This is a genomic window from Mucilaginibacter sp. P2_A4, assembly GCF_056405015.1.
Genome location: NZ_JBFUCX010000029.1, coordinates 1 through 26,443 on the forward strand (window position 1 = coordinate 1; position 26,443 = coordinate 26,443).

The 26,443-nt window shown below is 43.8% G+C and carries 21 protein-coding genes; 7 read left to right on the forward strand and 14 right to left on the reverse strand.

Features of this window, described 5'->3' with window-relative positions:
* Both AC1DYB_RS30030 and AC1DYB_RS30035 read left to right on the forward strand, forming a co-directional pair.
* Window positions 1–203: integrase core domain-containing protein (locus AC1DYB_RS30030; RefSeq protein WP_477440578.1), on the forward strand; the 203-nt coding region annotated here is incomplete at its 5' end.
* Window positions 204–482: 279 nt separating this feature from the next.
* Entirely contained in the window at window positions 483–1,349 is an 867-nt protein-coding gene (locus AC1DYB_RS30035) for an aldose 1-epimerase family protein (RefSeq protein WP_295717890.1), read from the forward strand.
* A gap of 370 nt (window positions 1,350–1,719) precedes the next feature.
* Here the strand turns inward: AC1DYB_RS30035 and AC1DYB_RS30040 are convergent, their stop codons facing one another.
* From AC1DYB_RS30040 to AC1DYB_RS30060, 5 genes are all read right to left on the reverse strand, one after another.
* Window positions 1,720–2,487, reverse strand: a complete 768-nt coding sequence (locus AC1DYB_RS30040; protein ID WP_477440581.1) for a PLDc N-terminal domain-containing protein — start codon at window positions 2,485–2,487, stop codon at window positions 1,720–1,722.
* Window positions 2,488–2,568: 81 nt separating this feature from the next.
* Window positions 2,569–4,401: a glycoside hydrolase family 35 protein gene (locus AC1DYB_RS30045; protein WP_477440583.1), complete on the reverse strand. Its 1,833-nt coding sequence runs from the start codon at window positions 4,399–4,401 to the stop codon at window positions 2,569–2,571.
* Between the two features lie 63 nt (window positions 4,402–4,464).
* Window positions 4,465–7,236, reverse strand: a complete 2,772-nt coding sequence (locus AC1DYB_RS30050) for a DNA gyrase/topoisomerase IV subunit A (RefSeq protein ID WP_477440585.1) — start codon at window positions 7,234–7,236, stop codon at window positions 4,465–4,467.
* 251 nt (window positions 7,237–7,487) lie between these two features.
* Window positions 7,488–8,318, reverse strand: coding sequence for a hypothetical protein (locus tag AC1DYB_RS30055; protein WP_477440587.1), 831 nt, complete (start codon window positions 8,316–8,318; stop codon window positions 7,488–7,490).
* A 5-nt stretch (window positions 8,319–8,323) separates the two neighbouring features.
* Window positions 8,324–8,908 carry an adenylyl-sulfate kinase gene (locus AC1DYB_RS30060; protein WP_477394995.1) on the reverse strand — a complete coding sequence of 195 codons (585 nt, stop codon included), beginning with the start codon at window positions 8,906–8,908 and terminating at the stop codon, window positions 8,324–8,326.
* A gap of 678 nt (window positions 8,909–9,586) precedes the next feature.
* Here AC1DYB_RS30060 and nagB point away from each other — a divergent pair.
* Complete coding sequence (gene nagB, locus AC1DYB_RS30065; RefSeq protein WP_477440589.1) at window positions 9,587–11,509, forward strand: glucosamine-6-phosphate deaminase; 1,923 nt, start codon at window positions 9,587–9,589, stop codon at window positions 11,507–11,509.
* A 624-nt stretch (window positions 11,510–12,133) separates the two neighbouring features.
* Here the strand turns inward: nagB and ftcD are convergent.
* From ftcD to AC1DYB_RS30090, 5 genes are all read right to left on the reverse strand, one after another.
* Window positions 12,134–13,822 carry a glutamate formimidoyltransferase gene (ftcD, locus tag AC1DYB_RS30070; RefSeq protein WP_477440591.1) on the reverse strand — a complete coding sequence of 563 codons (1,689 nt, stop codon included), beginning with the start codon at window positions 13,820–13,822 and terminating at the stop codon, window positions 12,134–12,136.
* Between the two features lie 87 nt (window positions 13,823–13,909).
* A complete protein-coding gene (gene hutI / locus AC1DYB_RS30075) occupies window positions 13,910–15,130 on the reverse strand; it encodes an imidazolonepropionase (protein ID WP_477440592.1) in 1,221 nt (406 codons plus the stop codon).
* Between the two features lie 298 nt (window positions 15,131–15,428).
* On the reverse strand, window positions 15,429–17,102 hold the full coding sequence (locus AC1DYB_RS30080; protein ID WP_477440594.1) for a urocanate hydratase: 1,674 nt from the start codon (window positions 17,100–17,102) through the stop codon (window positions 15,429–15,431).
* Window positions 17,080–18,639: a histidine ammonia-lyase gene (hutH, locus tag AC1DYB_RS30085; protein WP_477440596.1), complete on the reverse strand. Its 1,560-nt coding sequence runs from the start codon at window positions 18,637–18,639 to the stop codon at window positions 17,080–17,082. The genes AC1DYB_RS30080 and hutH overlap by 23 nt, the downstream gene beginning before the upstream one ends.
* Window positions 18,632–19,141 carry a MarR family winged helix-turn-helix transcriptional regulator gene (locus AC1DYB_RS30090; protein WP_477440598.1) on the reverse strand — a complete coding sequence of 170 codons (510 nt, stop codon included), beginning with the start codon at window positions 19,139–19,141 and terminating at the stop codon, window positions 18,632–18,634. Before AC1DYB_RS30090 ends, hutH begins: the two co-directional genes overlap by 8 nt.
* Window positions 19,142–19,299: 158 nt before the next feature.
* Here AC1DYB_RS30090 and AC1DYB_RS30095 point away from each other — a divergent pair, with 158 nt between their 5' ends.
* The 3 genes from AC1DYB_RS30095 (at window position 19,300) to AC1DYB_RS30105 (ending at window position 22,185) form a co-directional block, all read left to right on the forward strand.
* A complete protein-coding gene (locus tag AC1DYB_RS30095; RefSeq protein WP_477440600.1) occupies window positions 19,300–21,162 on the forward strand; it encodes a patatin-like phospholipase family protein in 1,863 nt (620 codons plus the stop codon).
* 102 nt (window positions 21,163–21,264) lie between these two features.
* Window positions 21,265–21,672: a DUF2251 domain-containing protein gene (locus AC1DYB_RS30100; RefSeq protein ID WP_477440602.1), complete on the forward strand. Its 408-nt coding sequence runs from the start codon at window positions 21,265–21,267 to the stop codon at window positions 21,670–21,672.
* 111 nt (window positions 21,673–21,783) lie between these two features.
* The gene (locus AC1DYB_RS30105; RefSeq protein WP_477440604.1) at window positions 21,784–22,185 is read left to right on the forward strand and encodes a GNAT family N-acetyltransferase; all 402 of its coding nucleotides are present in this window, start codon (window positions 21,784–21,786) and stop codon (window positions 22,183–22,185) included.
* Window positions 22,186–22,192: 7 nt separating this feature from the next.
* Here the strand turns inward: AC1DYB_RS30105 and AC1DYB_RS30110 are convergent, their stop codons facing one another.
* Window positions 22,193–22,705, reverse strand: coding sequence for a YdeI/OmpD-associated family protein (locus AC1DYB_RS30110; protein WP_477440606.1), 513 nt, complete (start codon window positions 22,703–22,705; stop codon window positions 22,193–22,195).
* Window positions 22,706–22,872: 167 nt separating this feature from the next.
* On the opposite strand from AC1DYB_RS30110, the gene AC1DYB_RS30115 reads away from it, so the two are divergent.
* On the forward strand, window positions 22,873–23,301 hold the full coding sequence (locus AC1DYB_RS30115) for a nuclear transport factor 2 family protein (RefSeq protein WP_477395829.1): 429 nt from the start codon (window positions 22,873–22,875) through the stop codon (window positions 23,299–23,301).
* A gap of 249 nt (window positions 23,302–23,550) precedes the next feature.
* Here AC1DYB_RS30115 and AC1DYB_RS30120 read toward each other — a convergent pair whose 3' ends face one another.
* The 3 genes from AC1DYB_RS30120 to AC1DYB_RS30130 form a co-directional block, all read right to left on the reverse strand.
* A complete protein-coding gene (locus tag AC1DYB_RS30120) occupies window positions 23,551–24,210 on the reverse strand; it encodes a GDSL-type esterase/lipase family protein (RefSeq protein ID WP_477440608.1) in 660 nt (219 codons plus the stop codon).
* Between the two features lie 3 nt (window positions 24,211–24,213).
* On the reverse strand, window positions 24,214–24,702 hold the full coding sequence (locus AC1DYB_RS30125; RefSeq protein ID WP_477395833.1) for a cytidine deaminase: 489 nt from the start codon (window positions 24,700–24,702) through the stop codon (window positions 24,214–24,216).
* Window positions 24,703–24,915: 213 nt separating this feature from the next.
* Window positions 24,916–26,214, reverse strand: coding sequence for an IS110 family RNA-guided transposase (locus tag AC1DYB_RS30130; protein WP_477440610.1), 1,299 nt, complete (start codon window positions 26,212–26,214; stop codon window positions 24,916–24,918).
* Window positions 26,215–26,443 lie beyond the last annotated feature (229 nt).

Genomic DNA, 26,443 nt, shown 5'->3' on the forward strand with positions numbered 1-26,443 from the left:
TTATCGGGCCGCAAACGAACGGCAAGGTGGAACGCTTTTGGAGGACCCTTAAAGAAGACCTTATTGAAGATACCGATTTCGACAGCTTTGAAGAGCTGGAAGATGAACTCCTCAAATATCTTGTTTATTATAACTGGGAACGGCCACATCAGGGCATCAATGGTAAAAAACCTATCGATATGGTCACCCTAAACAACAAATAAAAATACCTGATTCTGTTACCGAATTACTAAACCCTTACAATTGCGAGGTACGAAGCAATCCCGAACTCTGCAGATCCGATTTGCATAGCTACTCTGTAAGGCGGGGATTGCTTCGTACCTCGCAATGACGCGTGGGGATGTGCTTCATTAGAGGTCTAAAAACATTTAATAAATCATTTTTAGACAGCCGCTTTAACTTAGGGAATATGTGCTTTTGAGATAAAAATTCGTGAAATTCACATAATTCCATAAATTCGGTTCAGCATAACCATAATTTCTATGACTACCATTGAAAATGAATACCTGATAGCCCAAATTGATGCTAAAGGCGCACAGCTAAGCTCATTAATTGACAAGGCAACCGGAACTGAACATATGTGGCAGGCCGATGAATCCATCTGGCCATGGCATGCGCCAAATTTATTCCCGGTTGTGGGTGGTTTAATTGATAACGAGCTTGTGGTTGATGGGCAAAAATATCCCATGAGCAGGCACGGCTTTGCGCGGCAGTCGGAATTTGTTTTACTGAATGCAGATGATGTTTCTGCCAGTTTTTCGTTGCCTTACTGCGATAAAACATTGCAGGTTTACCCCTACAAGTTTGACTACCAGGTACTATACACCCTTATTGATAACTCCCTCAGGATTACCTACAAGGTGATCAATCTGGATAAAAAAACCATCTATTTTTCGGTAGGCGCGCATCCGGCCTTTAATATCCCCTTTAACAAGGGCGAAAATTATGAGGATTACTATATAGAGTTTGAAACTGACGAGCACCTGGAAACGGAGCTTTTATCGGGCGATGGTTTTTTCACCGGCGAAAGTCACCCGGTGCCTACTCCGGGCAATAAGCTGCATTTAACCCGTCACCTTTTTGATGCCGACGCGCTGGTATTAAAAAAGCTATCGTCAAGAATGGTAACCATTAAAAGCAACAAACACGATCAAACCCTATCGGTTGAGTTCCCCCATTTTGCTTACCTGGGCATCTGGGCCAAACCCGGCGCCGATTTTGTGTGTATTGAACCATGGTTGGGCTGTGCCGATACACAAGGTGAACAAAAAGATATCAGCAAAAAAGAATTGATTCAAAAGTTACATGCAGGCCATGTGTTTGAAGCGCCGTTTTTTATAAGCCTGTAAAAGTACTCTTTAGGTGTCCGCCGGTAATGGGCATCTGCGGACGGACGGACACCCTATAAAAACGAGTGCCTCGTATGACAAGTTATAAAACTGAAGTCGTCCTGAACTTGTTTCAGGATCCCACAGGACGGGTGGACTGCTTGAAGTACACTTAGCATGTGGGGTGCTGAAACAAGTTCAGCATGACGTATTGGATTTTGAGGCGTGTGGACCTGTCAGTCTGAGCCTGTCGAAGACTCGCGCGGAGAGGCCTTTACCCGCTATCCTTCGACAGGCTCAGGATGACAGGCATTTTTGTTCTGTCATTTTCCCCTTCAGAGGCCACCAGATTTTACCACTCAGCATGACATGGGGCATAAAAGAAATCTCCTTAAACTGCTTTCTGTACCGATAATTTCTTTACCTCATCTTTGGTTTTGGCAAACCAAACCTTGCTTGCTTTACGTTCCATGGCGCTAAGCTGCGGTACTTCGTTCAGGATATCGGTAAAAACCTGGTGAGCATCTTCATCGCGGCCTTGCCTCACCAAAAACATACCATACTCATAACGTGGCCCAAAGTACGAATAGCGACCCTTCATGGCTTTAAACTCAGCCTCGGCCAACTCAACCTGCCCGGTATTTTCCAAAGCTATAGCATAACCTATATGCGCTTTTGAACGGGCGAACTGGGGCAGCTTATACAGTTTTTTGGCAATAGGAATAACCTCTTCATATCTGCCCTGGTTGGAGTAAGCCACAATAAGCTGGGCCATTACGTGTTCATTCTCGGCAAATGCCCCTGTAAGGCTCGTTTCATACAGGTCGACGGCTTTATCGGTAAAACCAGCCTCCAAATAGGCATCAGCCAGTTTTACTTTGTTGGCAAAGGTATCTGTAAAGCGAAGGTCGTCTTCCAGCTTTTTGAGTTTAGCTCCCGGATTGAGTACAGCGCCTACATTAAGCTTTGGTACCCGCAAAGCAGAGCGATTGGTTAATATTTCGGAATAAATATAAATAAGGCTGCCAATAACAGGTAAAAATATGATAATCCACAGCCACTTTTGCTGTGTACCCCTGCGCAGGCAATGAATAGTGCAAATAGCCTCCAAAATAAGTGGGATATAATACAAACCGCCGCCGCCGAAAAGCATATTCATATTGTAAAAAGATATAGGATTATATATGTAATCCAAAAATAATAAAATACCGCTTTTGATGGTATTTTATTATTTCAAAAATCAATCTTTTACAACCTGGTTTAAGATAGGATGATCAAGTGCGGCAATTTGGGTATGCCCGTTTTTCAATTCATCAAAAACCACTATCTCATTCAATCCTTTTTTTAACCAGCCGGCTGGTATGTACAAGGTTTGCTGCGGACCAACATTCCAGTATTTACCAATATTACGCCCATTTAAAAACACGAAGCCTTTACCAAATTTGCTTAGGTCCAAATAAGTATCGCCGGTTTTGGTTAGCATGAACCTGCCCTTATATAAAGCAGGTTCCAGTTCATAAATATCTTTATTGGTAGCGTATTTAAACCCGGCAGTTGACTCAAACGGAAACTTATACATTTTCCAACCTAACAATTCCTCACCGTTCAGCGTTACCTTTTCTGTTATTCCCTGGCGGTTATCAGTTAAGTAAGGGCCGTAATTGATGCGGCCATTGTTTTCAACCAGTATATCAAGCACATCACCTTTCTTAGCAGCATTTAGTTGTAATGAATCTAAACGAAGATGCCTGTCTAAAACCCCAATACGTTCGTTGTTTAAATAAACAGTTGCATAATCACGCATTTCTTTAACCTTTAGCAAACCTTCGGCAGCACTTTTAAGCGTCGTTCGGTATAAAACAAAACCATAACCTTGGTTTAAATCCTCAAAACAAAGTGGCTTTTCGTTTATCACAGGCTTACCTAAATTGGCGAATAACGGCGTTCTATCCCATAGGGCTATGTTTGGGATAGCGATAGTTTTACTACTCGCAGGCACAGGTGGCAATGTTACACCTGCGGGTAAATGCTTTTGTATCACCTCCCTAAACTTGTAGAACTTGGCCGTAGGGTTACCTGATTCATCCAGTGGCGCGTCATAATCATAACTTGATGTTTGCGGCGAGTATGGATCCTTTTTGCTCATGTTTGCCCCATTCATAAAAGCCCTTGTAGTACCACCATGAAACATGTACATGTTGATAGAGATCCCTGCCGCTAAAACTTCATCCAGCTTTTTAGCATCCTCATCTGCTTTGGTAGTAGCATGCGGGGTGCCCCAGCTATCAAACCAACCCGGGTACCACTCGGCTATATAATATGGGCCTTTACCATCATGGTATTTATTGATGAGCGCTTTTACCTCTTTAGGGTTATCCAGCCCATTTACCGCGGGTAAGTAACCCGGCAAATAACCGGCAGGCAATTGCGATGGACCATCGCAGGTAAACAATACACCATCAAACCCCGCCTCGCGGAATATTTTGCGGTTAATATCCAGGTATTCTTTATCGTTGCTGTATGAGCCATATTCATTCTCTATCTGCACCATTAAAATATTACCGCCGTTGGTTACCAGGTACGGACTAAGCTGCTTACCTACCTGCATTACATAATTTTTGTAGGCCTGCAAAAATTTAGGATCCTTACCACGTACCTTCAAATCCTTATCCTTGAGCAACCACCAGGGGTAGCCGCCAAACTCCCACTCGGCGCAGGCGTACGGGCTTGGGCGCATCACTACCCAAAGGCCTTCTTCTTTAGCTATTTTAACAAACTCGGCTATATCATTATTACCCGTAAAATCATAGGTACCCTGTACAGGCTCATGCGCGTTCCAAAAAACGTAGGTGCCAATGGTATTTAAGCCCATCGCTTTAGCCATCTTCATACGCGAGCGCCAGTATTCGCGGGGCACACGATAGCAATGCATCTCGCCCGAAATTAGCTGCAGGGGTTTCCCATCCAGCATAAAGGCAGAATCGCCCAGGGCAAAAGTATGTTTAGCTGTTTGGGCGTTTAATGATGTAAAAGCTGCCATCAGCATAAGGCAGGCAATAATAATTCGTTTCATTTTTATTGATTGATGTATAAGCAAAAAGCCACCAGGGCTTAGCGTTCCTGGTGGCTTTGAATATTAAAATAACCCTATCTGACCTTTATCGTCAATATCAATATCGCCGGGATTGGTGATCTCGAAATCCACTTTCTTTGGTGGGGATTGCGCCGGCTTAGCGGGCGGTTCTACCGGTTCATCTTTGGGTTTCACTGATTCAGCTTCCTGCGAATCGGCAGGTTCAATTTCATCAGCTGCAGTTGTTGTTTCCTCCTCAGTATTCACAGCGTCATCTGATTCTGCCTCCGTTACTTCTTCCTCAGGCTCCTCAACAACATCCTCGGTAACAATAAGTTCAACAGATTTTATAGGTAATTGCGACAGGCGATTACCCATAGCCTTCATGCCTTTTACATCTATTAAATCGGCAAGATTTACTTCAATCGTTTCGGGAGTTTGTTCTTTGCCTCTCAGCTGCACTATTTGAACCAGCTGGTTTGCTTTAGCAATATACACCAGTTTTGATCCTGGTTCATCACTGATAATGCTGATCTGTTTACCAATAGCGATATTCTCGAAAATGAAACGCTTTACCATATAGTTTTTCGATTTTCCATCCAGGTGGATAACCGAATAAACCTTTTTAGGATCATACTTTTCAATCAGGATCATTTTATCGTCAAAATGATTATTTAAATCGAAATTGGTGAGTTCATAAACACCGTTACTCAGTACGTTCAGGATGCGGTCGTCGCCATCAAATTCGCCCAGGTATTTACCACGGCTATCGGCATTCAGTCTTTTCAGGATGTCATCATACCAGATCTTTCTTCCGGCCAGGGTAGATACGCCCTTGCTTTTCAGCATTATCTTTTTAACCGGGTATTTAGTGATGATATTACCCATCGATCCACGACCTTTAATGGCTATCATGGCAAAATCCTCATCAAATTGAAGCTTTTTCAGTTTAGAGTGTGGCTTAAGCTGCACATTTACTATTTCGGCCTCACCATTGGAGTTAGCTGTAAAATACAACACTTTGGTTCCCTTGGTGCCTTTGGTAAGGTCATACTCCTTATCGCGGGTAACACCCACTACCGAGAATCGTTTGATATAGGCGATACCGCTTTCGCCATCCTTGTAAATCATGTTATAAACGGTACGCTCGTCGTTCTTTTTAAATACGGCTACGTGGATAATATCCTTACCCACAAAAACCTTGTCCTGCACTTTGGTGATCAGGCACCGGCCGTCTGATCGGAAAACGATGATCTCATCAATATCAGAGCAATCGCCAACATACTCCACCTGCTCATCCTTTTTAAGGCCCGAGCCAACAAAGCCATCCACCCTGTTCACGTACAATTTGATGTTGGCCAATGCTACCTGGGCAGCTTCTACCTTATCAAAGGTGCGCAATTCGGTTTTACGATGGCGATCCTTACCGTACTTTTCCTTCAGTTTATTAAACCAGGCAATGGTGTAATCGGTAAGGTGTCTAAGGTGATGTTTTACCTCTTTAATTTCGTTTTCAAGAGTCTTCATCTGCTCATCCGCTTTTTTAACATCAAAACGGGTGATGCTGCTCATCGGCTTATCAATCAGCTTCTTATAGTCTTCGGGCAAAATTACCCTGTAAAACAGCGGAAAGAAGGGTTCAAACAAACGGTTAAGTACTTCCAGTACGGTTTCAAAATTACCGGAGGTTTCGTACTCGGGATTTTTATACATCCCTTCCTGGATAAATATCTTTAGTAACGAACTAAAAAATATCTTCTCCATCAATTCCTTCAGCCTGATATCCAGCTCCTGCTTAAGCAATTCTTTGGTAAAAAATGTACTCTCGGTAAGCATATCATTCACGCTCATAAAGCGCGGCTTATCAGACTGAATTACGCAGGTATTGGGTGATATGGAAACCTCGCAATCGGTAAAGGCATAAAGCGCATCGATAGTTACATCCGGAGAGATGCCCGGCGCCAGGTGAATAATGATCTCCACATTTTGCGCCGTATTATCTTCAATTTTTTTAATCTTGATCTTACCCTTATCATTGGCCGATATCACACTATCAATCAAGCCTCCGGTTGTGGTAGTAAAAGGTATTTCGGTAATGGCCAGCGTTTTTTTATCACGCTCCATAATTTTAGCCCTCACCCTTACCTTACCGCCGCGTTGTCCCTCATTATAAGCCGAAGCATCGGCCATACCCCCGGTAGGGAAATCAGGCAATAAATTAGGTCGCTCGCCTTTTAATACAGCTATTGATGCATCAATCAGCTCAATAAAATTATGCGGTAATATTTTAGTAGCCAAACCTACGGCAATACCCTCGGCCCCCTGGGCCAGTAGTAAAGGGAATTTTACCGGCAGCGTTATAGGCTCTTTGTTACGGCCATCATAGCTGGCCTGCCAAACAGTGGTATCGGCATTAAAAACAACATCCAAAGCAAATTTGGATAAACGGGCCTCGATATAACGGGGCGCCGCTGCCGAGTCGCCGGTTACAGGGTCGCCCCAGTTTCCCTGGCAATCAATCAGCAGGTTCTTCTGGCCTATCTGTACCATGGCATCCCCAATGGATGCATCACCATGCGGGTGGTATTTCATGGTATTACCAATTACGTTGGCTGCCTTATTAAAACGCCCGTCGTCCATTTCCTTTAGGGAATGCAGGATACGGCGTTGTACGGGCTTTAAACCATCGTTGATGTGCGGTACCGCACGATCAAGAATTACGTAGGAGGCATAATCAAGAAACCAGTTTTCGTATAAACCGTCGAGTGAGGTAACGTTATGTAATGTTTCGTTATTATCGGCTGGTATCTCGTTTTGATTCAGATCTTCACTCATTATATGCTAAAAAACTTTTGGATGGGTAAAGATAAAAATTAATGTGCAGATTTCAGATTACAGATGTGCAGATGATTGTCTGAACCTGGATTTGTCTGATTAAGGGATTACCTGGACGACGGCAGTAAGCTGGAAAATCAAAATCTCAAAAATCTGATAAATTCGCTTCATCCCGGTTCAGAAAATAATCTAAAATCCGCACATCAAAAATCTGCACATCTGAAATCTACACATCTGCACATCAATTCCCCCTATCCCAGCCTTACAAAATGATTTAAACGCAGCTGCAGGTATTGCGCCTTTATCAGTAAAGTTTTGGTATTGATAAAGGGATCTACGTCATTTGCGCGACTCATTAAATCGCCTTTATATACCTGGTTAAAATCAAAATAGCTTAAGTTAAACTGCCATTTTTCTTTCAAAAAATTAATGATCTGCTCATCCTTTTCCAATAACAACTCGTAGTTAACCACAAGGTAATCATCAACAGACAGTTTTTTAAGCGTTCTTAATATTTCTTCATTATAATTTATCCACACCCTTAAATAGGTTTCGGCATGTTCTGCATAAAATTTTGCTACCCTACGTTTACGCCTCAGGTATACCCACACTTGCCTTGAAAAATAATTGCGGGCCAGGTATTTTTTATCAATAACAGCAAAATCCCGTTTAAGCAACGAATTGATCACCGCGTTATAATCGCGCATAATAACCAGGTATTTGGCCTCGGGCAGTAGTTTGTTATAAGTATCCAGGAACAGGCAGGTACGCGGGTCTTTCCAGCCCCATTGCTCATACAGTTGTTGTTTTATTTTAATAATAGTTTCCAGTTTGCCCAACTGATATGCCGAAAGTTCGATCTTTTTAGCATCAACCAGGCCAGATACATCGAGGCTGTTGTTATCTAATATATCTTTATGAAGCCTTAAAAACTCTATATCCTCAAAATGCCCATCTACATTGCCAGTACCGCTCCCCAAAAGGCGTTCGCCTATTTCCAGGCCGCAGCGGTTGAGCCAGTTAGTTATTAACGAGGTACCGGAGCGGTGCATACCGGCTATTATTAATGTTTGATGTTGCATGAGTGTTAGTTTAATTGTGATTTAACCGGCGGCTGTTTAACAAAAAATATGGATTTTTGGCGCGATAAAAAGTGTTGATATTCTATGAAGGCGAAGAGCCTGTCTGTGCATCTGGCAATATCATAAGTATGGGTATTGATATATAGGTCGGGGGCCTGCGGCACCTCGAAGGGATCATTTACCCCTGTTAAATTACAAACCCGCTGAGGATCGTTCTGGGGTAGTTGCGCTCTATGGTATAGCCCTTTGGTATCGCGAAGCTTTAAAACACTCATCGGGCAATCTACATGCACTACTTTAACATCGTCATAAGCATTAACCAAACCCTGACGCATGGCTTCATAAGGCGTTATGGCGCTAATGATGGGAACAATACCCAGCACGCTGAATTTACTCGCTATAAAACCCAGCCGCCTGATGTTTTCAAAGCGATCGTCTTTTGAATATTTCAGATCAGGAAAAAGTTCCTGTCTGTATTCGTCGGCATCAATTACCTCTGTTAAAATTTGAGCCCGGCCAAGCCATTCTTTAACCTTTATAGCAAGGGTTGTTTTTCCGGCGCCGGATAGTCCACAAAGTAGTATGATCATAAAAATTAATTTTTAGTTGGGCAAGCGTTAAGCAGGTTGAATGTTAAACTTTTAATTAATTACCAGCTTAACGGCAAGTTTTCAGCTTAAATTGTAGCTAATAAAACGTGTATCGACAGAGAGTAGTTTTGTATCGACGAACGTACCATAAGTGCAGATGATGATTTTTGAGTAACCGGCGATTGACACAACAAAAATAAATTTATATTTATTCTACTAAATACATAGACATTATAGAATTAATTATATATTTGTGGCAGATAGTTTGTAAATGGGGTTCATTTAACAGCTATAACGCAGGGCGCTGATTTGGCAGCAAAGCGGGATGGTTCGATTCCATCCCTTGCATCTTCTCTTCTCATATTTATGTTTTATAATTGGTTAAATTAGAGTTCCTGCCCATCAGGAGCTCTTTTTTTATTTGTAATTAACCTTTTGGAAACATTAAAATAACTTATTAAAATAATTTAAAAAGTTCTTTTATTTGAAAATTAGTTTTATTATGTTTGTACCAGTAATGCACAACTTGTTATTAAATGGAATTAATTTTAGCCTTATGTCGGTGAGGTTAAAACGGTTTTGTTAATTGGTTTGATAGAATCCTCGCTTCGGCGGGGGTTTTTTGTATTGTGATCTTTTTAATTCAACATATATATAACAAAGGTTCTTTAAAAAATTATGGCTCGATTAAATTTATTGGAAGAAACCCGGTACGAGAAGCTGCCGGTAACCGTTTATGGCAACCAGCAGGAAGCATCAATTGCGGTAGCATCAAGGATAGCAAAACTCATCCGCGACAAGCAAAGCAAAGGCGAAAAAGCGGTACTGGGTTTGGCTACCGGGGTTACCCCGGTGCGCGTGTATGCCGAACTGGTGCGCCTGCACCAGCAGGAAGGTTTATCATTCAAGGATGTCATCACCTTTAACCTGGATGAATACTATCCCATGAAGCCCAATGCCGCCCAAAGCTATGTTACTTTCATGTACGAGAATTTATTTAGCCATGTGGATATTGAACCCGCCAATGTGCATATTCCCGATGGTACCCTAAATAAAGATGCCGTGGCCGCTTTCTGTCTCGCTTATGAGCACCAGATTGAGGAACTGGGTGGCCTGGACCTCCAGATCCTGGGGATTGGCCGTACCGGTCACATCGGTTTTAACGAGCCGGGCTCTGCACCCAACTCGGGCACCCGTTTGGTTACCCTGGATGACCTGACCCGGAATGATGCTTCCCGTGATTTTGGAGGCAAGGCCAATGTGCCTACCAAAGCCATCACCATGGGCATCGGTACCATTTTTAAAGCCCGCGAGATCATCCTGATGGCCTGGAGCGCCAAGAAAGCGCCCATCATCAAAAAAGCCGTGGAAGGCGAAATCTCGGGCGAAGTACCGGCTACCTACCTGCAGCTCTCTGACCATGTGGAGTTTGTAYTGGAYGARGCRGCCGCTTCCGAGCTGACCCGTTTTGATACSCCATGGCTGGTGAAAGATTGTTCCTGGGATGATAAAGTAYTGAGGAAAAAAGCGGTGATCTGGCTGGCTGACACSATCGGCAAACCRGTATTGAAACTCACCGAAGAGGATTACAATAACCATGGCATGGCACAGCTTGCCGTGGAGCAGGGACCTGTTTACAACATCAACATTGATATTTTTAACCAGATCCAGCATACCATTACCGGCTGGCCGGGGGGTAAACCGGATGCGGATGATTCCCAGCGCCCGGAAAGGGCTTTGCCGGCCAAGAAACGCTCGGTGATCTTTTCCCCGCACCCCGATGATGATGTGATCTCTATGGGGGGTACCTTTATCCGCCTGGTAGACCAGGGACATGATGTGCATGTGGCTTACCAGACCTCGGGCAATACCGCCGTTTGGGATGATGACGTATTGCGTTATATGGAGTTCGCCATCGATTTTACCCATAGCATTGGTGAGGATAACGGTCACCTGACTTCCTTATACGAGGAGATGCGCGCCTTTTTCCCGCAGAAACAGCCTAACCAGATCGATACCCGCGAGATCCGGGATGTGAAAGGTTTTATTCGCAAAACAGAGGCCATCTCGGGTGCCCGTTATGCTGGTTTAAGCGATGACCATATTCATTTTATGGCCCTGCCTTTTTACGAAACGGGGAAAACCAAGAAGAACACCGTAGGCGAGGAAGATATTCAATTAACCATCGACCTGCTTCAAAAAATAAAACCGCAGCAGATCTTTGCTGCCGGTGATTTTGCCGATCCGAATGGTACGCACCTGGTGTGTTTCAACATTATCCTGGCCGCCCTTAACCGCCTGAAAGCAACCGAGGACTGGGTAAAGGATTGCTGGTTGTGGATGTACCGCGGGGCATGGCATGAGTTTGAAACCCACGAGATTGAAATGTCGGTGCCTTTATCACCCGAGGAGGTGATCCGCAAGCGGAACGCCATCTTCAAGCACCAGTCGCAAAAAGACCGCCCGGTGTTCCCGGGTGATGATGCACGCGAGTTTTGGGTGAGGGCTGAAGACAGAACACGTGATACCGCCCAGCGTTATGACCGTTTAGGTTTAGCTGAATATGAAGCGATGGAAGCGTTTGTAAGATATCGATTCTAATATTAGTCTATGGACTTTGAAGGCGGTGGGCGTAAAAACTCATCGCCTTTTTTGCTTTAACGTTATATGCTAATAATTTATACCCGCAGACTTGAACAGTCTGCAAAGAAACATGTAGATTCAGGTAAAAGTTTAAAGGTTTGGAAAACCGCGATTGAGTCTGTAACCTGGAAAAAAGCATTGATGTTTTAAAGTGGACGCCATCGTCAGAACATTCACTTAGAAGCTGTCTAAAAATGAATGAATAAACACGACCGTCATTGGCACGAAGCAATGACGTGTCTTCAAAAAACTTTTTGTCATCCTGAACGTAGTGAAGGATCTGTTATTTGCCATGCTTCTTCGCCCTGTAAAGTCTGCGAATAGATCCTTCACTCCGTTCAGGATGACAAATTTTTCAAAAGTCATTTCACCTTTAGTGTTCTCCGGATTTTATGCCTCAAGGATGTGTGGAGCTTCTTACAAGCAAAATTCCAAGCATTTGATTATCAACACAAAAAATGTTCCACCCTATATTTTTAACAAAGCTTAAAGCATTCACTATCAACACAAATAATGTTCGACCCGATCCACATGTTCCACCCGTTCCGGTGCAACACCCCAGCTATCAATATAGGCCAAATTTTACAACCCTATCTTATCATTCACCAGTTCAATAATCTCTGCTTCTAAAGCCATCGCTTTCCGCTCAATCTCATTACCCCGGTAAATAACATCTACCACAAAATCCTTATCCTTATAACCCGAAGCGTTGATCTTCACATTCATAAACGCACCTAAAACCGCCGTGCGGGCACAAAGTGCTGCAACGCCGGCATCGGTTACAGAGTTGGGGTTGCCAATCTCCACCATCGCCTTAATTACTTCCATACTATCCAGCGCGGTCTGCATTACCTTAAAGGGAATTTCAATAGCATATTTGGTGGCATCCTGTATTGCTTGATTTCTTATAGCTTTTTCGTCATCTGTTGATTTTGGCAAACCAAAGGATTCCATGATCTTATTAAACGCACTGGTATCCAAATCAACTAAACGCAATAGTTCATTTTTGTACAGCTGCGCTTTCTCCGCCCAATCGCTAAACTCCTGCCAACGGCTATCCCACCCCTTTTTATGCGAACTGAGGTTGGCAACCATGCCAGCCAACGAAGCTCCTAAAGAACCAATATATGCAGAAATAGAGCCACCACCCGGAGCCGGGCTTTCGCTGGCCGTTTCGTCGGCAAAATCGGCAAGGCTCATGCTGATCAGTTTACTATCGGCCTTATCTTTTAGCAGGTATTCTATAATTCGTTCTTCGGGTTTAAAAGGCGAAAGCTCATCCAATCCCATCGACTTCACCGCGATCTTGATCAGCTCCTTTTCACTTACCCCAACAGAACGCTGTTGCTTGCGAAGGAAATACTTACCGGCTTCCAGCATGGCTTTTAGTGGTATCAACCCCACCAGTTCGCTGCCTGTAACACGAATACCGCGCTCATTGGCTTTGATACAAACCTCATCAAAGGCTTTATGTACCGGGGTAATTTCAATATTGGTAAGGTTCATGGAGATCTGGGCCACGCCGTATTCCTCAATATACCAGCCAATGGCTTTTACTGCTTTCAGTGAACCGGGGATTGATTTGGGTTTACCATTTTCATCCGTTATAATTTTACCTGCAGCTGCATCACCCTCCCGCAATACACGCCCGGCCTCCCGTACATCAAAAGCGATGGCATTTGCCCTGCGGGTTGAGGTGGTATTGAGGTTTACATTGTAAGCTACCAGGAAATCACGGGTTCCTATCACCGTAGCACCACGCCTTACATCATTCTCCGCCGGACCAAAATCAGGCGCCCATCCCGGTAGTTTTATCTTCTTAAAAAAGCCTTCGTATTCCCCGGCCCTTATTACAGACAGGTTACTACGGGTTTTATCAGGCTGCGCGTTCTCATATAAATAAACGGGGATCTGCAATTCTTCACCCACCCGCTTAGCCAGCTGACGGGCGTACTCAGCAGTCTCTTCCATACTGATATTGCTAATGGGTATCAGCGGACACACATCCGTTGCGCCCATCCTTGGATGCTCGCCCTTTTGCTTGCTCATATCAATCAGTTCACCGGCTTTCTTTATGGCGAGGAATGCAGCCTCAATCACGCTTGATGGCTCACCAACAAAAGTTACCACAGTGCGGTTTGTCGCCTTGCCGGGGTCAACATTCAATAGCCTCACTCCCTCCACTGATTCCACCTCATCGGTGATCTGTTTAATGATATCAAGGTTTACGCCTTCGCTAAAATTGGGTACGCATTCTATTAGTTGGTTCATTAGTTCAACGTTTATTAGTTCATTGGTATTAACATTTCAAGTTTCCCTCCTGTGAAGGGAATCGCACCATCCCCGCTTTTTATTTCTTTATGATCCGGCAATCCATACCTTTTCCGGTTTCAATTTCCCCTGGTGGTATAATATCTCCCGGTAATCATCACATGGGTACGCCTGCATATCGGCAAGCTTACCTTTTGATAACATACCCCGGTCGTTTAGTTTTAAGGCCTGCGCGGCTCTGCCCGTTAATCCTGCAAAAACCTCGGCGGCGCATAGCTTTTCTGAAACGGCCATAACAGCAGCTTGCAATAGCAAATCGCCCATTGGTGCCGATCCTGGGTTCCAATCACTGGCAATTGCCAGGCAGACACCTGCATCAAGCAATTTACGGGCAGGAGCATATGGCATACCCAAACCCATCGAGGCACCGGGTAAAGTTACAGCTACGGTATCAGAACCAGCCAATAATTTTATCTCATAATCACCACTTGCCTCTAAATGATCTGCGGATGATGCACGTGCTTTAACAGCCACATCGCTGCCACCAGTTGTGAACTGATCAGCATGTATAGTTACCTCGAAACCCATTTGCTTGGCTTTAGCCAGGTAGTTGAGTGCATTGCTGGTGTTAAAAGCGCTTTGTTCAATAAAAATATCAACCCGGTTGGCAAGTCCCTTTTGTTTGATAACAGGGAGCAGATCGTGCAGTACATGGTTAAGATACGCTTGTTGATCGCCATTAAAATCTTTAGGTAACATGTGTGCCGCCAAACATGTTGATACCAGGCTGGCCTGCGTCATATCAGCCGCAGCCTTTATAGCCCGCAGCTGTTTTAATTCCGCATCAATACTTAAACCATAGCCACTTTTAACCTCAATAGTGGTAACACCCTCGGCTACATGGCGTTGCACCCGTTTTGTTAACAGGCTCGTTAGCATGATCACATCAGCCGCGCGGGTTTGTGTTACTGAATCCCAGATGCCACCACCCGATTGCGCTATCTCCAGGTAGGTTTTACCTTCCATTCGCATAGCATAATCTTTAGCCCTGCTGCCAGCAAAACATAAATGCGTGTGGCAGTCAACAAAACCAGGAAGTAAAACATGGTCGCCTGCAATTTCTTCAATTTGTGCCGATGGATAGTTCGATCTCAGTTTATTGAAATCATCAACAGCAATTATCAGCCCATCCTCAACCAATACACCTCCCCCGGGAATGATGTGCAATTGATCATCCTTGAGCGCCCCTTTAAGCGGCAATCCCGTTAAAGGAAGTATTTGAGTAAACGGACCTATTAGTTTTTTCATTTGTTAACCTTTTCCTAGCGTCATTGCGAGGTATATAACCATGATGTATCTACAAAAACCTTTTTGTCATCCTGAACATAGTGAAGGATCTGTTATGCGCTATGCTTCTTCGCCCTGTAAAGTCTGCGAATAGATCCTTCACTGCGTTCAGGATGACAAACCTTTTAAAACGTCATTTCTCAGGATGACAAATCTTTTAAAACGTTATTTATTCTTCAGAGCCCGTGGATTTTATGCCTACCTATGACGTGTTTTTAATAATTGCTTTCAGCCTTTGGCCTTAAGCTTTCAGCTCATTCTACCATACCTTCAATCCAAACTTTTCTGCCCACTCTTCCGCCTTATCGTAACCGGCATCGGTATGGCGGAAAATGCCCATTGCCGGATCATTATATAAAACCCGTTTAAGGCAGGTGGCTGCGCGCTCCGTACCATCGGCCAATACAACCATGCCGGCATGTTGGGAGTAGCCCATCCCGACACCACCACCGTGGTGGAACGAGATCCATGTAGCGCCACCCGAGGCATTGGCCATCAGGTTCAACAAGGGCCAATCAGATACCGCATCAGATCCATCCTTCATGGACTCGGTTTCGCGGTTGGGTGAGGCTACCGAGCCGCAATCCAAATGGTCGCGGCCAATTACTATTGGGCCTTTTACTTTACCGCTTGCCACCAGGTCATTAAATATCAGCCCTGCTTTTTCGCGTTCGCCCATGCCTAACCAACAAATACGGGCGGGCAAGCCCTGGAAAGAAATCTTTTCCTGCGCTTTTTTAAGCCAGGTAAGCAATGGCTTATTTTCTGGGAATGCTTCCATGAGCGCCCTATCAGTTGTATAAATATCTTCGGGATCGCCGGATAAAGCTACCCATCTGAACGGGCCTTTGCCCTCACAAAACAACGGGCGAATATATGCCGGCGTAAAGCCGGGAAAATTAAAAGCATCCTGCTCGCCGCCTTGTTTGGCAAACTCGCGCAGGTTGTTTCCATAATCAAAAGTTACCGCACCTTTCTTTTGCAGATCAAGCATCAGCCCCACATGCCTCGCCATACTTTTTAGCGACAGGCGCTTGTATTCCACGGCATCACTTTTCCGTAAAACAGCCGCTTCATTTAATGACAGCCCGTTAGGTATATACCCATTCAGCGGATCATGAGCCGACGTCTGATCAGTTAAAATATCTGGGATAATATTGTCTTTTAATAATCTTTCCAGCAAGTCACCGGCATCACTTACTAATCCTACGGAAAGTGTTTCCTTTTTATCGATGGCCTCTTTTACCCAGGCTATAGCCTCATCATAAGAATGGGTCATACGGTCAATGTATTGAGTATCTACCCGTTTTTGGATGCGGGTTGCATCAACATCGGCACCTAAAAATATGCCACCCGCCATAGTCGTGGCCAATGGCTGAGCGCCGCCCATGCCGCCCAAACCCGCGCTTACGATGAGCTTACCCGTAAGATCGCCGTTAAAATGCTGATTACCGCACTCTACAAATGTTTCATAGGTACCTTGTAAAATACCTTGCGTACCTATATAAATCCAGCTGCCGGCCGTCATCTGGCCATACATCATCAAACCTTTTGCGCGCAGTTCATTAAAATGCTCCCAGTTGGCCCATGCGGGGACCAGGTTACTATTGGCTATTAAAACACGTGGTGCTTCGGGGTGACTGCGGACAATCCCCACCGGCTTGCCCGATTGTACCAGCAGTGAGTGATACTCATCCAACTCCAACAACAACTCAATAATTTTCCTGAGGGATTCCGGGTTGCGCGCCGCCTGCCCAATGCCTCCGTAAACTACCAGCTCGTCGGGATTTTCGGCTACCTGGCCATCAAGGTTATTGAGCAACATCCTTAATGGGGCTTCGGTTTGCCAGCTTTTGGCATGCAGTTGCATGCCGCGCGGCGACTTATACACCGGGTGGCTGGCGTAGGTTTCAATAAATTCCGAACTCGTCATGGCTGAGATTTATATGGTTATTGATGGCCGCATCATTGGCAGTTGCCAAAAATGAACCATCGGTAATAATTTGATGTAACTGGCTGATATCATCCGCAAAAACACGGTCGTCCTGTATAAAAGGAACGTGCTGCCTCACATAACTGTGCAGGGCTTCAATAACAGGGGTTGATAGTAGCGGCCTGCGGAAATCCATCGCCTGCGATGCATAGAGCAGCTCAATAGCCTGAATATATTCTATATTATCAATCACCATGTGCAGTTTACGCCCACTGATGGAACCCATTGATACATGATCCTCCTGCCCTAGCGAAGTAGGTACACTATCGGCACTCGCCGGAAAACACAGCGTTTTATTTTCGGTAACCAACGCTGCGGTGGTGTATTGCGGTATCATGAGGCCCGAGTTTAGTCCTGCATTATGCGTAAGCAGTTTAGGCAATCCATAACGGCCTTCGCTCATAAGGTAACACCGGCGATCTGCAATATTGCCCAGCTCGGCAGCGGCAACAGTGGCATAATCAAGTGGCAGGGCTAATGGCTGTCCGTGGAAATTACCTCCGCTGATGGTATCATCTGCGCTAAAAATAACGGGGTTATCGGTAACTGAATTTAACTCGATCTCGGTAAGCTGTTTAAGGTGAAGCCATGCATTGCGCGATGCGCCATGCACCTGCGGCATACAGCGTAATGAATAAGGATCCTGCACCCTATCGCAATTAAAATGGGATGTATTGATCCCTGATCCATTTAACAAAGTAAACAGCCGTTTGGCTACCATTTGGGTCCCCGCGAATGGCCTGAGTGCGTGAATGCGTGCATCAAATGGTCTTGTGGACCCCATCAATCCTTCTAATGACATGGCGCCTATCAGGTCGGCACGGTTCAAAGCATCATCAAGTCTTTGCACCGCCTTTATGGCAAAGGCTAATATAAATTGTGTTCCGTTAATTAACGCAAGGCCTTCTTTTGGGCCTAATACCAAAGGCAGCTGATTGTGCTTTCTTAAGGCCTCACGGGCAGGTTTTCTTTCGCCCCGATCATATATTTCGCCCAGGCCAATTAATGGTAAAAACAAATGCGACAATGGAGCCAAATCGCCCGATGCACCTACCGACCCTTTTTCGGGAACGATTGGGATGATATCATTGTTTATATGCCAGATGATGCGGTACAAGGTTTCGGGTGCAACGCCCGAAAAGCCCTGGGCCAAAGCATGTACTTTAGTGATCAGCATCAGCTTGGCAATTTCCTGCGGGATGGGTTTACCCACACCTACGCTATGGCTCTTAAGGATATTGCTTTGCAGCAGGCTAGTATCAGCCTCAGATATATGAGTATCGCAAAGCGGACCGAAACCTGTATTAATTCCGTAAACTGGTATTTGCGCATGAACAATTTTTGCAACCTCGCCCCACGATGCACGGATAGCCTGATCAGTATCAGCATTAATAACACCTTTGGTTTTGCCGGCCGCTATATCCAGGCAAACACCGATGGTTAAATGATCGCTTCCATAATTGAATGTACTATTCATGATCGGCGGGTTTTAGTTCGGTTACTAATTTTTCGCTAATAAGTTCAGATAGATTAACCGAGCGAAATGTTTTTTCGAGCGCGGTTATTGCAGGTAATAATTGTTGTGAGGAAGGATCGCTATCGATAAGTTCGGTCATCGCCTTCGCAATAGCATCCCACATGGGCAGGATCTGCACTAATAGCTTACGGCCGCTCTCGGTTAAAGTTACCAATTGCCTGCGGCCATCATCGGCACAGGTAGCGCTGGTAACCAATCCCCGGTTTTTTAAATTGGTAATCAACTGGCTTGCCGCCGGGTGCGAAACCTCAATCTGCTCGCTTAGCTCCTTTATAGATAGCGCATCATTCCTGGATAGCAAATAAAATACCGGGAACCAGCTGGCATCAAAATCAATCCCTTCATTTTGGTATGCCCGGTTAATTTCGGCCAAAAAAGCTTCGCTCAATCGCCTTAACCGACTGCCCAAAACCAGGTACCCCAAACTTTGATATAAATTCATAGCGCAATTTATATAAGTGCTTATATAAATGCAAACTTTGGGAGAAAGAAATTTTTGGCGGATTAAAAAGATCTATAAAAACACTGGTAAACAGGTATTTTAACCTATGCATATTGTATAATAATTACCTAAATTTATACAACCAAAACCTATGTATTATGGATAAGATACCAGCCCCCGAACCGCTGTCAGAAAACAAGCTTGAGGTTGCCATAATTAAACCGTTTGATAGCATCGCTCTCGCTTTTTCGGGCGGTGGCTTTCGTGCGGCTTCATTCTCTTTAGGCGTTTTATCATACCTTGATAAAATAAAGTTTGATGATACAACAGATGAACTTTTTGGCCACAGCCTCTTACAAAGGGTTACCTATATGTCGTCGGCATCCGGCGGTACAATAGCAACAGCGTTGTATGCCTTGTATAACAGTAAAGGCAAGAGCTTTGGCGATTACTATAGTAAACTTTTAACGGCACTAAGCGGCGATGAGTTGCTAAAAAACGCAATGGAAATGCTGGCCGACAAAAAGTACTGGAAAACAAGAGAGCTTAAAAGTCGCAATATCATTAACGCGTTTTCATTGGCTTATGATAAACATTTATTTGACTGCGCAAACCTCGAATCGCTTTTTCATGACGAATCACCTGGCAAACATTTACAGGAGGTTTGTTTTAACGCTACCGAGTTTTTTACGGGCCAATCCTTTCGGCAGGATATAAAACTGGTTCCCGATAACGGTAAAGACCCCTATTTTACCTATGGTAATATGGTTATATACCTCGATAAAAAAACTGCGGGTAAAATTAAACTGGGTGATATACTGGCGGCATCTTCCTGTTTTCCGGCTGGCTTTGAACCTATAGTTTTCCCTAATGATTTCACGTACCCTGGTTTATATCCGTTAGAACTCAAAAGCGCCCTTACTATGCTACCGCAAACGGACGATAAACAGGAAAAGGAATTTATAAATAAAAAACATTTCGGGTTGATGGATGGCGGTATTACCGATAACCAGGGCCTGCAAAGCATGATGTATGCCGATGGCAGAAGAACCAGGCACGAAACCGATCTGCGGCATTTTGACCTGCTGATGGTTAATGATGTTGGCAGTCATTTTATTGAACCTTATGAAATGCCCGAGGTGAAAAAAGGCTGGGAATTATCCCTAAGAGGATTGGTGTTTATAGCCGCAGCAGTTATTGTCATTTTATCGGCAGGCATTTGGTTTGGGATAAAGCAACACTGCGCCTTATTAACGGTTGCTTGTTCTGCACTTATTACCCTGCCTTTAATCTTTTTTGTATTGAGTTTATATTTAAGAAGCCAGCTATTGGGCGCCGCAAATTCTACATTAATATTAAACTTTAAAAAGAACTTTACCGAAAGGATAATTTCGTTGCTGGTTGGTTACTTTACAAAAACACCGTTAAGCATTATTAAGCAATTGATAAGCGCCAGGGCAGAATCCGTGCTAATGCTTAACCTGAGCATATTTTTAAAGCGGATAAGACAGCTGCTTTACAATAAATTTTATTTTTCGCCGCAATGGAAAAACCGGGGTAAGGGCAACCATATCTATGATCTTTCTTTTTCAAACAACATTAACCGCAAAGCCGATGATGGTTATAAATCACCGGTGCCACCTGTGCTTGACCCAAGCCAGGATATCCAGATTGTAGCCCAGGTAGCTTTTAACACAGGCACAACGCTATGGTTTGATAAACAATCGACTGAGCAAGTGCATAGCGAGGCTTGTATAATAGCCTGCGGCCAATTTACCACCTGTTATAATCTGCTGTTATATATTACAAGACTACTGGCTATAAAACCAGAAGAAGCCCCTTTTGACCCTAAATACCGTAACCGGTTAATAAAATTAGAACAACAGATGCTGGCAGATTACTCGGACTTTAAAACCAATCCTTTTTTCTATTACAACCAATCAGGAGTGGATTTTAAGATCCCGGGCTTTAAAACGGTCTCCATGCAGGGAATTCCTTTTCCTGAAAACTGGAAACCTTAATCATATTGAACCATGAACATAGCTATACAGATAATTACTTAAGCCGGTAAATAAAATTTATGATACTTTAGCGCTGCGCTAATTAGTGCTTTACTATATAGTATGATTTTAGAGGTAGAAGAGGAATTTATTGTTGGCGAGGATACATTTTTTGATAGTGTAAGTCCGGATTCATCACATGGGGTTGTTTTTGAAGATAACCTTACCACAGGATATTTTTACGCGATTGGGAAATTACCAGGTCAGGAAATTTTGGACGCAGTGCATATTTATGATGTGGATAACGTGACCGACAAGGGCAAACCATGTAACCTTAAAATTGTATGGACTGATGATTGGCAGCTTGCATCCTTATTGATCAATAACTACTGCCATGCCATATTTGATTTTAAAAACAAAGTAGGCTATTCACGCAATGCATTCCCTCCCAGCAACGGCAAATGGAAAAATCAAAACGACAGGATTAAATTAACCGATGATTTGTTAGAAGAGCTTTTGAGCGGTAAATAGCTATTTCATTTATTTTTTCCCCCATGAGAACTCTAATAAAAGCTCACCGTGAGCGGGATTAATGGCCAAATTAAAGTATTGTAAATAACTATATTTTCAAATTAAACAATCATGCAAATAGTAGAACAAAATATCCCACTTGAAACCTACTTGCAACTAAGACGCGACAGCGGCTTGTCCACAAAATCGGCTGAGGCTGCTACCATCGCCTTAGCCCACACTTTATATGCTGTAATGGTAAAAAATGACCAAGAGGCTTACATTGGCATGGGCAGGGTTATTGGCGATGGCGGCTGTTTTTGCCAGGTGGTAGATATTTGTGTTCTACCACAACACCAAGGTAAAGGCATAGGCAAAAAAATAATGGAGAAGATCAAATCATACGTAGATGAAAAGCTGCCAGCAACCTGCTATGTGAGTTTATTAGCAGATGGACAAGCCGATAAATTATATGCACAGTTTGGGTTTCAGGAAACTATGCCGCTGTCAAAGGGCATGTACATAAAAAAGTAAAAGCCCACTACTCCCTCGCCCGCTTCAATTCCCGCAGCATCATCCCGTAATCCATCCGCCTCACCATGGCATTTATAGTTGCTGCAATCCTGTTGGCGCGTGTAGCATCAGTTTTAGCGCTATCTATCCATTTAATAAAGTAGCCGCGGTGGCTTTCGGCAAGACTGTTAAAAAAAACTTCGGCTTCGGGTTCAAATTCAAAACATTCCAGCAGATCGGTGGGGATGGTGAATTTAAAGTCGTCGTCGGGCTGTAATTGTACCCGGAGCGTGGCGCCGCGGCTTTTGTGCAGGGCTTTGCAAATTTCGCGTTTTAGCGACATGATAAAATTCCCCTCGCCCATGGGCATCAGGGCCATGCCCCGCACATCCAGGTTATCCAATTTGCCCATTACGCGGAAAGATTTCTTGTTTCCGGGTTTCATTTCCTGGGCAATATCAGCCGGGATTTCGATATATGTCCAGCCGGTTTTTTCGCCTTGTTCAGCAAATTGTAAAATAATGGTATTAAAATCAATCATTGCCGTGGTTTATTATCCTAACGTTGCTAAATATTTAATAAATAATACCAATTGTTAAATGTTTGTTAAATCGTATATATTAATTGATTTCTCTGTAACGAATGGAATAAGGCTGCTGTCTTATAGATATAAATTAAGAAATAAATAACCTCAAAAACAACAACAATATGAAAACCTTAAAATCAATACTCGCAGCTTTAGCTTTAATAATAGTATGTGGCGTTGCAAAAGCAAATGTTACAACAGAAGGTGATAACTTAACCCGCAATTTTGCGATAAATACATATGTAGATGCCATGACCCGCGGCAAAGTTCAGGGCTTTGGCGACGTGGTTGACCAATCGGCCAAATTCAATTTATTACGTGGTAAAAACGTATTAAGCTTTACCAAAGGCGAAATGATTGAATCTATAAAAGCCAACAAAAATACCGAACAAAATTGCACCACCAGCACAACCATTATGGAAAGCAACAGCGATATGGCTGTAGTAAAAGTTGATATGCAGTTTGATGGTTTTGTACGTACCAATTATGTAACCGTTGCTAATACCGGCAAAGGCTGGAAAATCACCAACGTTTACAGTGTATTTAAATAAGATAGTTTTAGTTTAGTGTTTAAAATGTAAGTAAGTATAGGCCCCGCCAGGCGGGGCCTTTTTTATTGGACACGAATTGATTCGAATGTCACGAACTGAAGCGGGGCGGGATTGAGCGATTCCCCTCTTGAGAGGGGTGTGTTCTACCACGCCACGAATAAACATTGTTTACCAATCGCTTTTATAACACACCCCTGCTTACGCTCTGCCTTACGCGCCCCCTCTCGAGAGGGGATTTTTTTTAAGACCCTACTTTACCAGCGGCTTCAGCACCGATTCCCATTTATCATAGCCTTTGGGATTCAGATGCAGGTAGTCGCCTTTAAACAAACTGGAATCTGGCGTAGTGGTTCCGGATTTGTAAATTGCCGTTACCAGGTCAACATAATGACTTTTAGGTTTGCCTTTCAGGTAAGCTTTTATTAACTCATCAGCCTTATATACTTCCGCATAATTCTTAGCACGCACGGGACTTGGTTTTATCGACATAAAATAAACTTCTGTGCCGGGCAATTTAGCATGGATCATATCCCATAGCTTGGCAAACTCATCGGCTACAAACTGGGCGGATTTGCCTGCTGCAATATCATTTTCGCCGGCGTAAATAAATATTTTACGGGGATGATATGGGAAAAGAATGTAGGGTGTATAATAATCAACCAATTGCCAAAGTTCGCAACCACCTACTCCACGCTTAATAATGGGCTTATCTGCAAAACGCTGCTCCAGATCGCTCCACAGCCGAACGGATGAACTGCCGATAAACAAGATACCATCCTTTTTTGGGAAGTTAACACTATCCTGGTGTTTAAATGCCCGGATCTCGTTATCAAACGGAAAGCCCTGTTGTGCAAATACATTTGCCGCAAAACCACATCCGATTAAAAATAAAAGCAATTTCAATTTCATAGGTTAGGAGATTAGTCTTTCTTCAAAAAACAAAAATGGCAACTGGTTTTCGACGCCTTTAATTACCCAAACCGGGCTATCCGCTGCGTATAATATAATTTTGATAGGCTTCTTCTGCTTTTTCTCTACCTCGGCCAAAACCTGCAGACATGAACCACAGGATGTTACCGGCTTACTCAACATAAACTCATCTGTTTGGGCCGTTACAGCCATGCTCTCAACCGGATCGTCGGGATGATTGGCACCCCAATAAAATAGCGCAACCCGTTCGGCACATAAACCAGATGGATAAGCCACATTTTCCTGGTTACTGCCATAAATAATACGGCCGCTTTGCAGGCGTAACGCCGCCCCTACCCTAAACTTTGAATATGGTGAATGTGAATTTTTTAATGCTTTAGCTGCCTCAAGGCACAGCTCGTAGTCTGGTTTATCCAATTGCTCTATAGAATCGTATTCGTCAAAAGCTATTTTTATTTCGTGGTTGGTCATAAATGCTTCCCCTTAAAAAAAGAAGGGGAAACAAGATAAGAACTTTTTAACGTAATTGAAGAATCTCGTGGAATTTGTGAGCAATATTCTCACGTCGTTTTGAAAAAAAAATTTTGTCATCCTGAACGATAGTGAAGGATCTATTCTCCACCATGCTTCTTCGCCCTGCACAGTCTGCGAATAGATCCTTCGTTCCTACCCATGACATATTAGTTATGCAGGTACCAATTCCATGTTCAGTTCAAAGGCGAGTTTCTCTAACCGCCTTTTTTTCTGCTCCTTAAGTATGGCTTCATAGACCTCCAAACCTTTTTCCACAAAGTCAGCTCCTTTGACTATTAAACGCCAGTATTGAACAGCCAATTTTCTGGCCGTTGCTTTAATAGCTATAGCGGGGCCTTTTCTTCYTCTTAATCTTCTGGCAAATGCTCCCCAACCAATATACTTGCTGTTTAATAAGCCGTGGGCCATCTGCTTGAATATTTGTCCTACCGTGGGCTTGCCTTTGCTCTTGCTTTTATTTTTTTTCCCTGACCGATCCTGCCCCGGTGACAATCCAAGCCAACTGGTAAAGTGTTTTTCACTTGGCCACTTACTCAAGTCAGACCCTACTTCTGAATATAGTTGTAACCAGTTATAATCGGTAAACCCGGGCAGTTTGGTCGCATCCCTGCCGCCAAATATTTTTAACAAATGGTCACCAAGGCCGTTTATATGGGGTTTATTGTGGCGGATGGCTTTCCTTTTACCTCCGTTTGTCCCCGGGGGCAGCGTCTTATCCCTATTGATCTTTTGCAGTGTGCTATCGATCTGCCGGTCACAGTCAAATATCTGGCCTTGGTAAAACTGATAACCTTTATAAGCCTGATCCAATGCAAAAAGTCCTTGTGAAGTATAATGTCCCTCCAAGGCTTTCAACAATTCTTCACCTTTCTTTTCCCGGATACTTTTATGGCACAACGAAACCAGTTGATGCGGATCTCTTTCGCCCGCCAGTATAGCGGTGATTAATGCCATCCCACTTACTCCGTGAACCTGGCTTAATACTTCCGGCAAACGGATGTTCATCTCAATCAGTGCTTTTTGCATATGCTGAACATGCATGGCTGCACTTCGCAGGTGGTCTTCCCGCAGTCTTTGGTAACTGCGTAATTCTTTGATCAAGCCTTCTGAAACATAACAGCGGTTCAATAAACCATAACTGTGCAGCTGCTGGATCCACTGGCAATCTTTAACATCTGTTTTTCTACCTGGTAATTGACGGGTCTGACGACCATCTACCAGCCAGACATCTAATCCTGCATCCAAAAGGATATCATACAGCACATACCAGTAAACACCCGTCGCTTCCATCGCTACGGTGCTTACACTGTTTTCTAATAAATAATCTTTAAGGGCCACCAGGTCGCTGGTGAAGGTTTCAAACGAACGTACAGGCTTATTCTCAAGCCCTACGAAAACTTTACGCGAGCCGATATCTATACCGGCTGCATGAAAATGCATCTTTTCCATTAATGACTTATTTTATTAATAAGCCGTGCCCGAAGGAGTATAAAGAAAAGACAGGCTACCCATCGGACAAATCAGTATGATCGTACCACACCTTCAGACTCTGTTCTTCGGAACCATGCTCAGCAACAGGCATTAAGCACTATAACTCGTTCGGCCATGCTGCACGGCTATACAAAAATATGTCATTTAACCTTTAGAGGCCACAGGATTTTACAACTCAGGATGACAA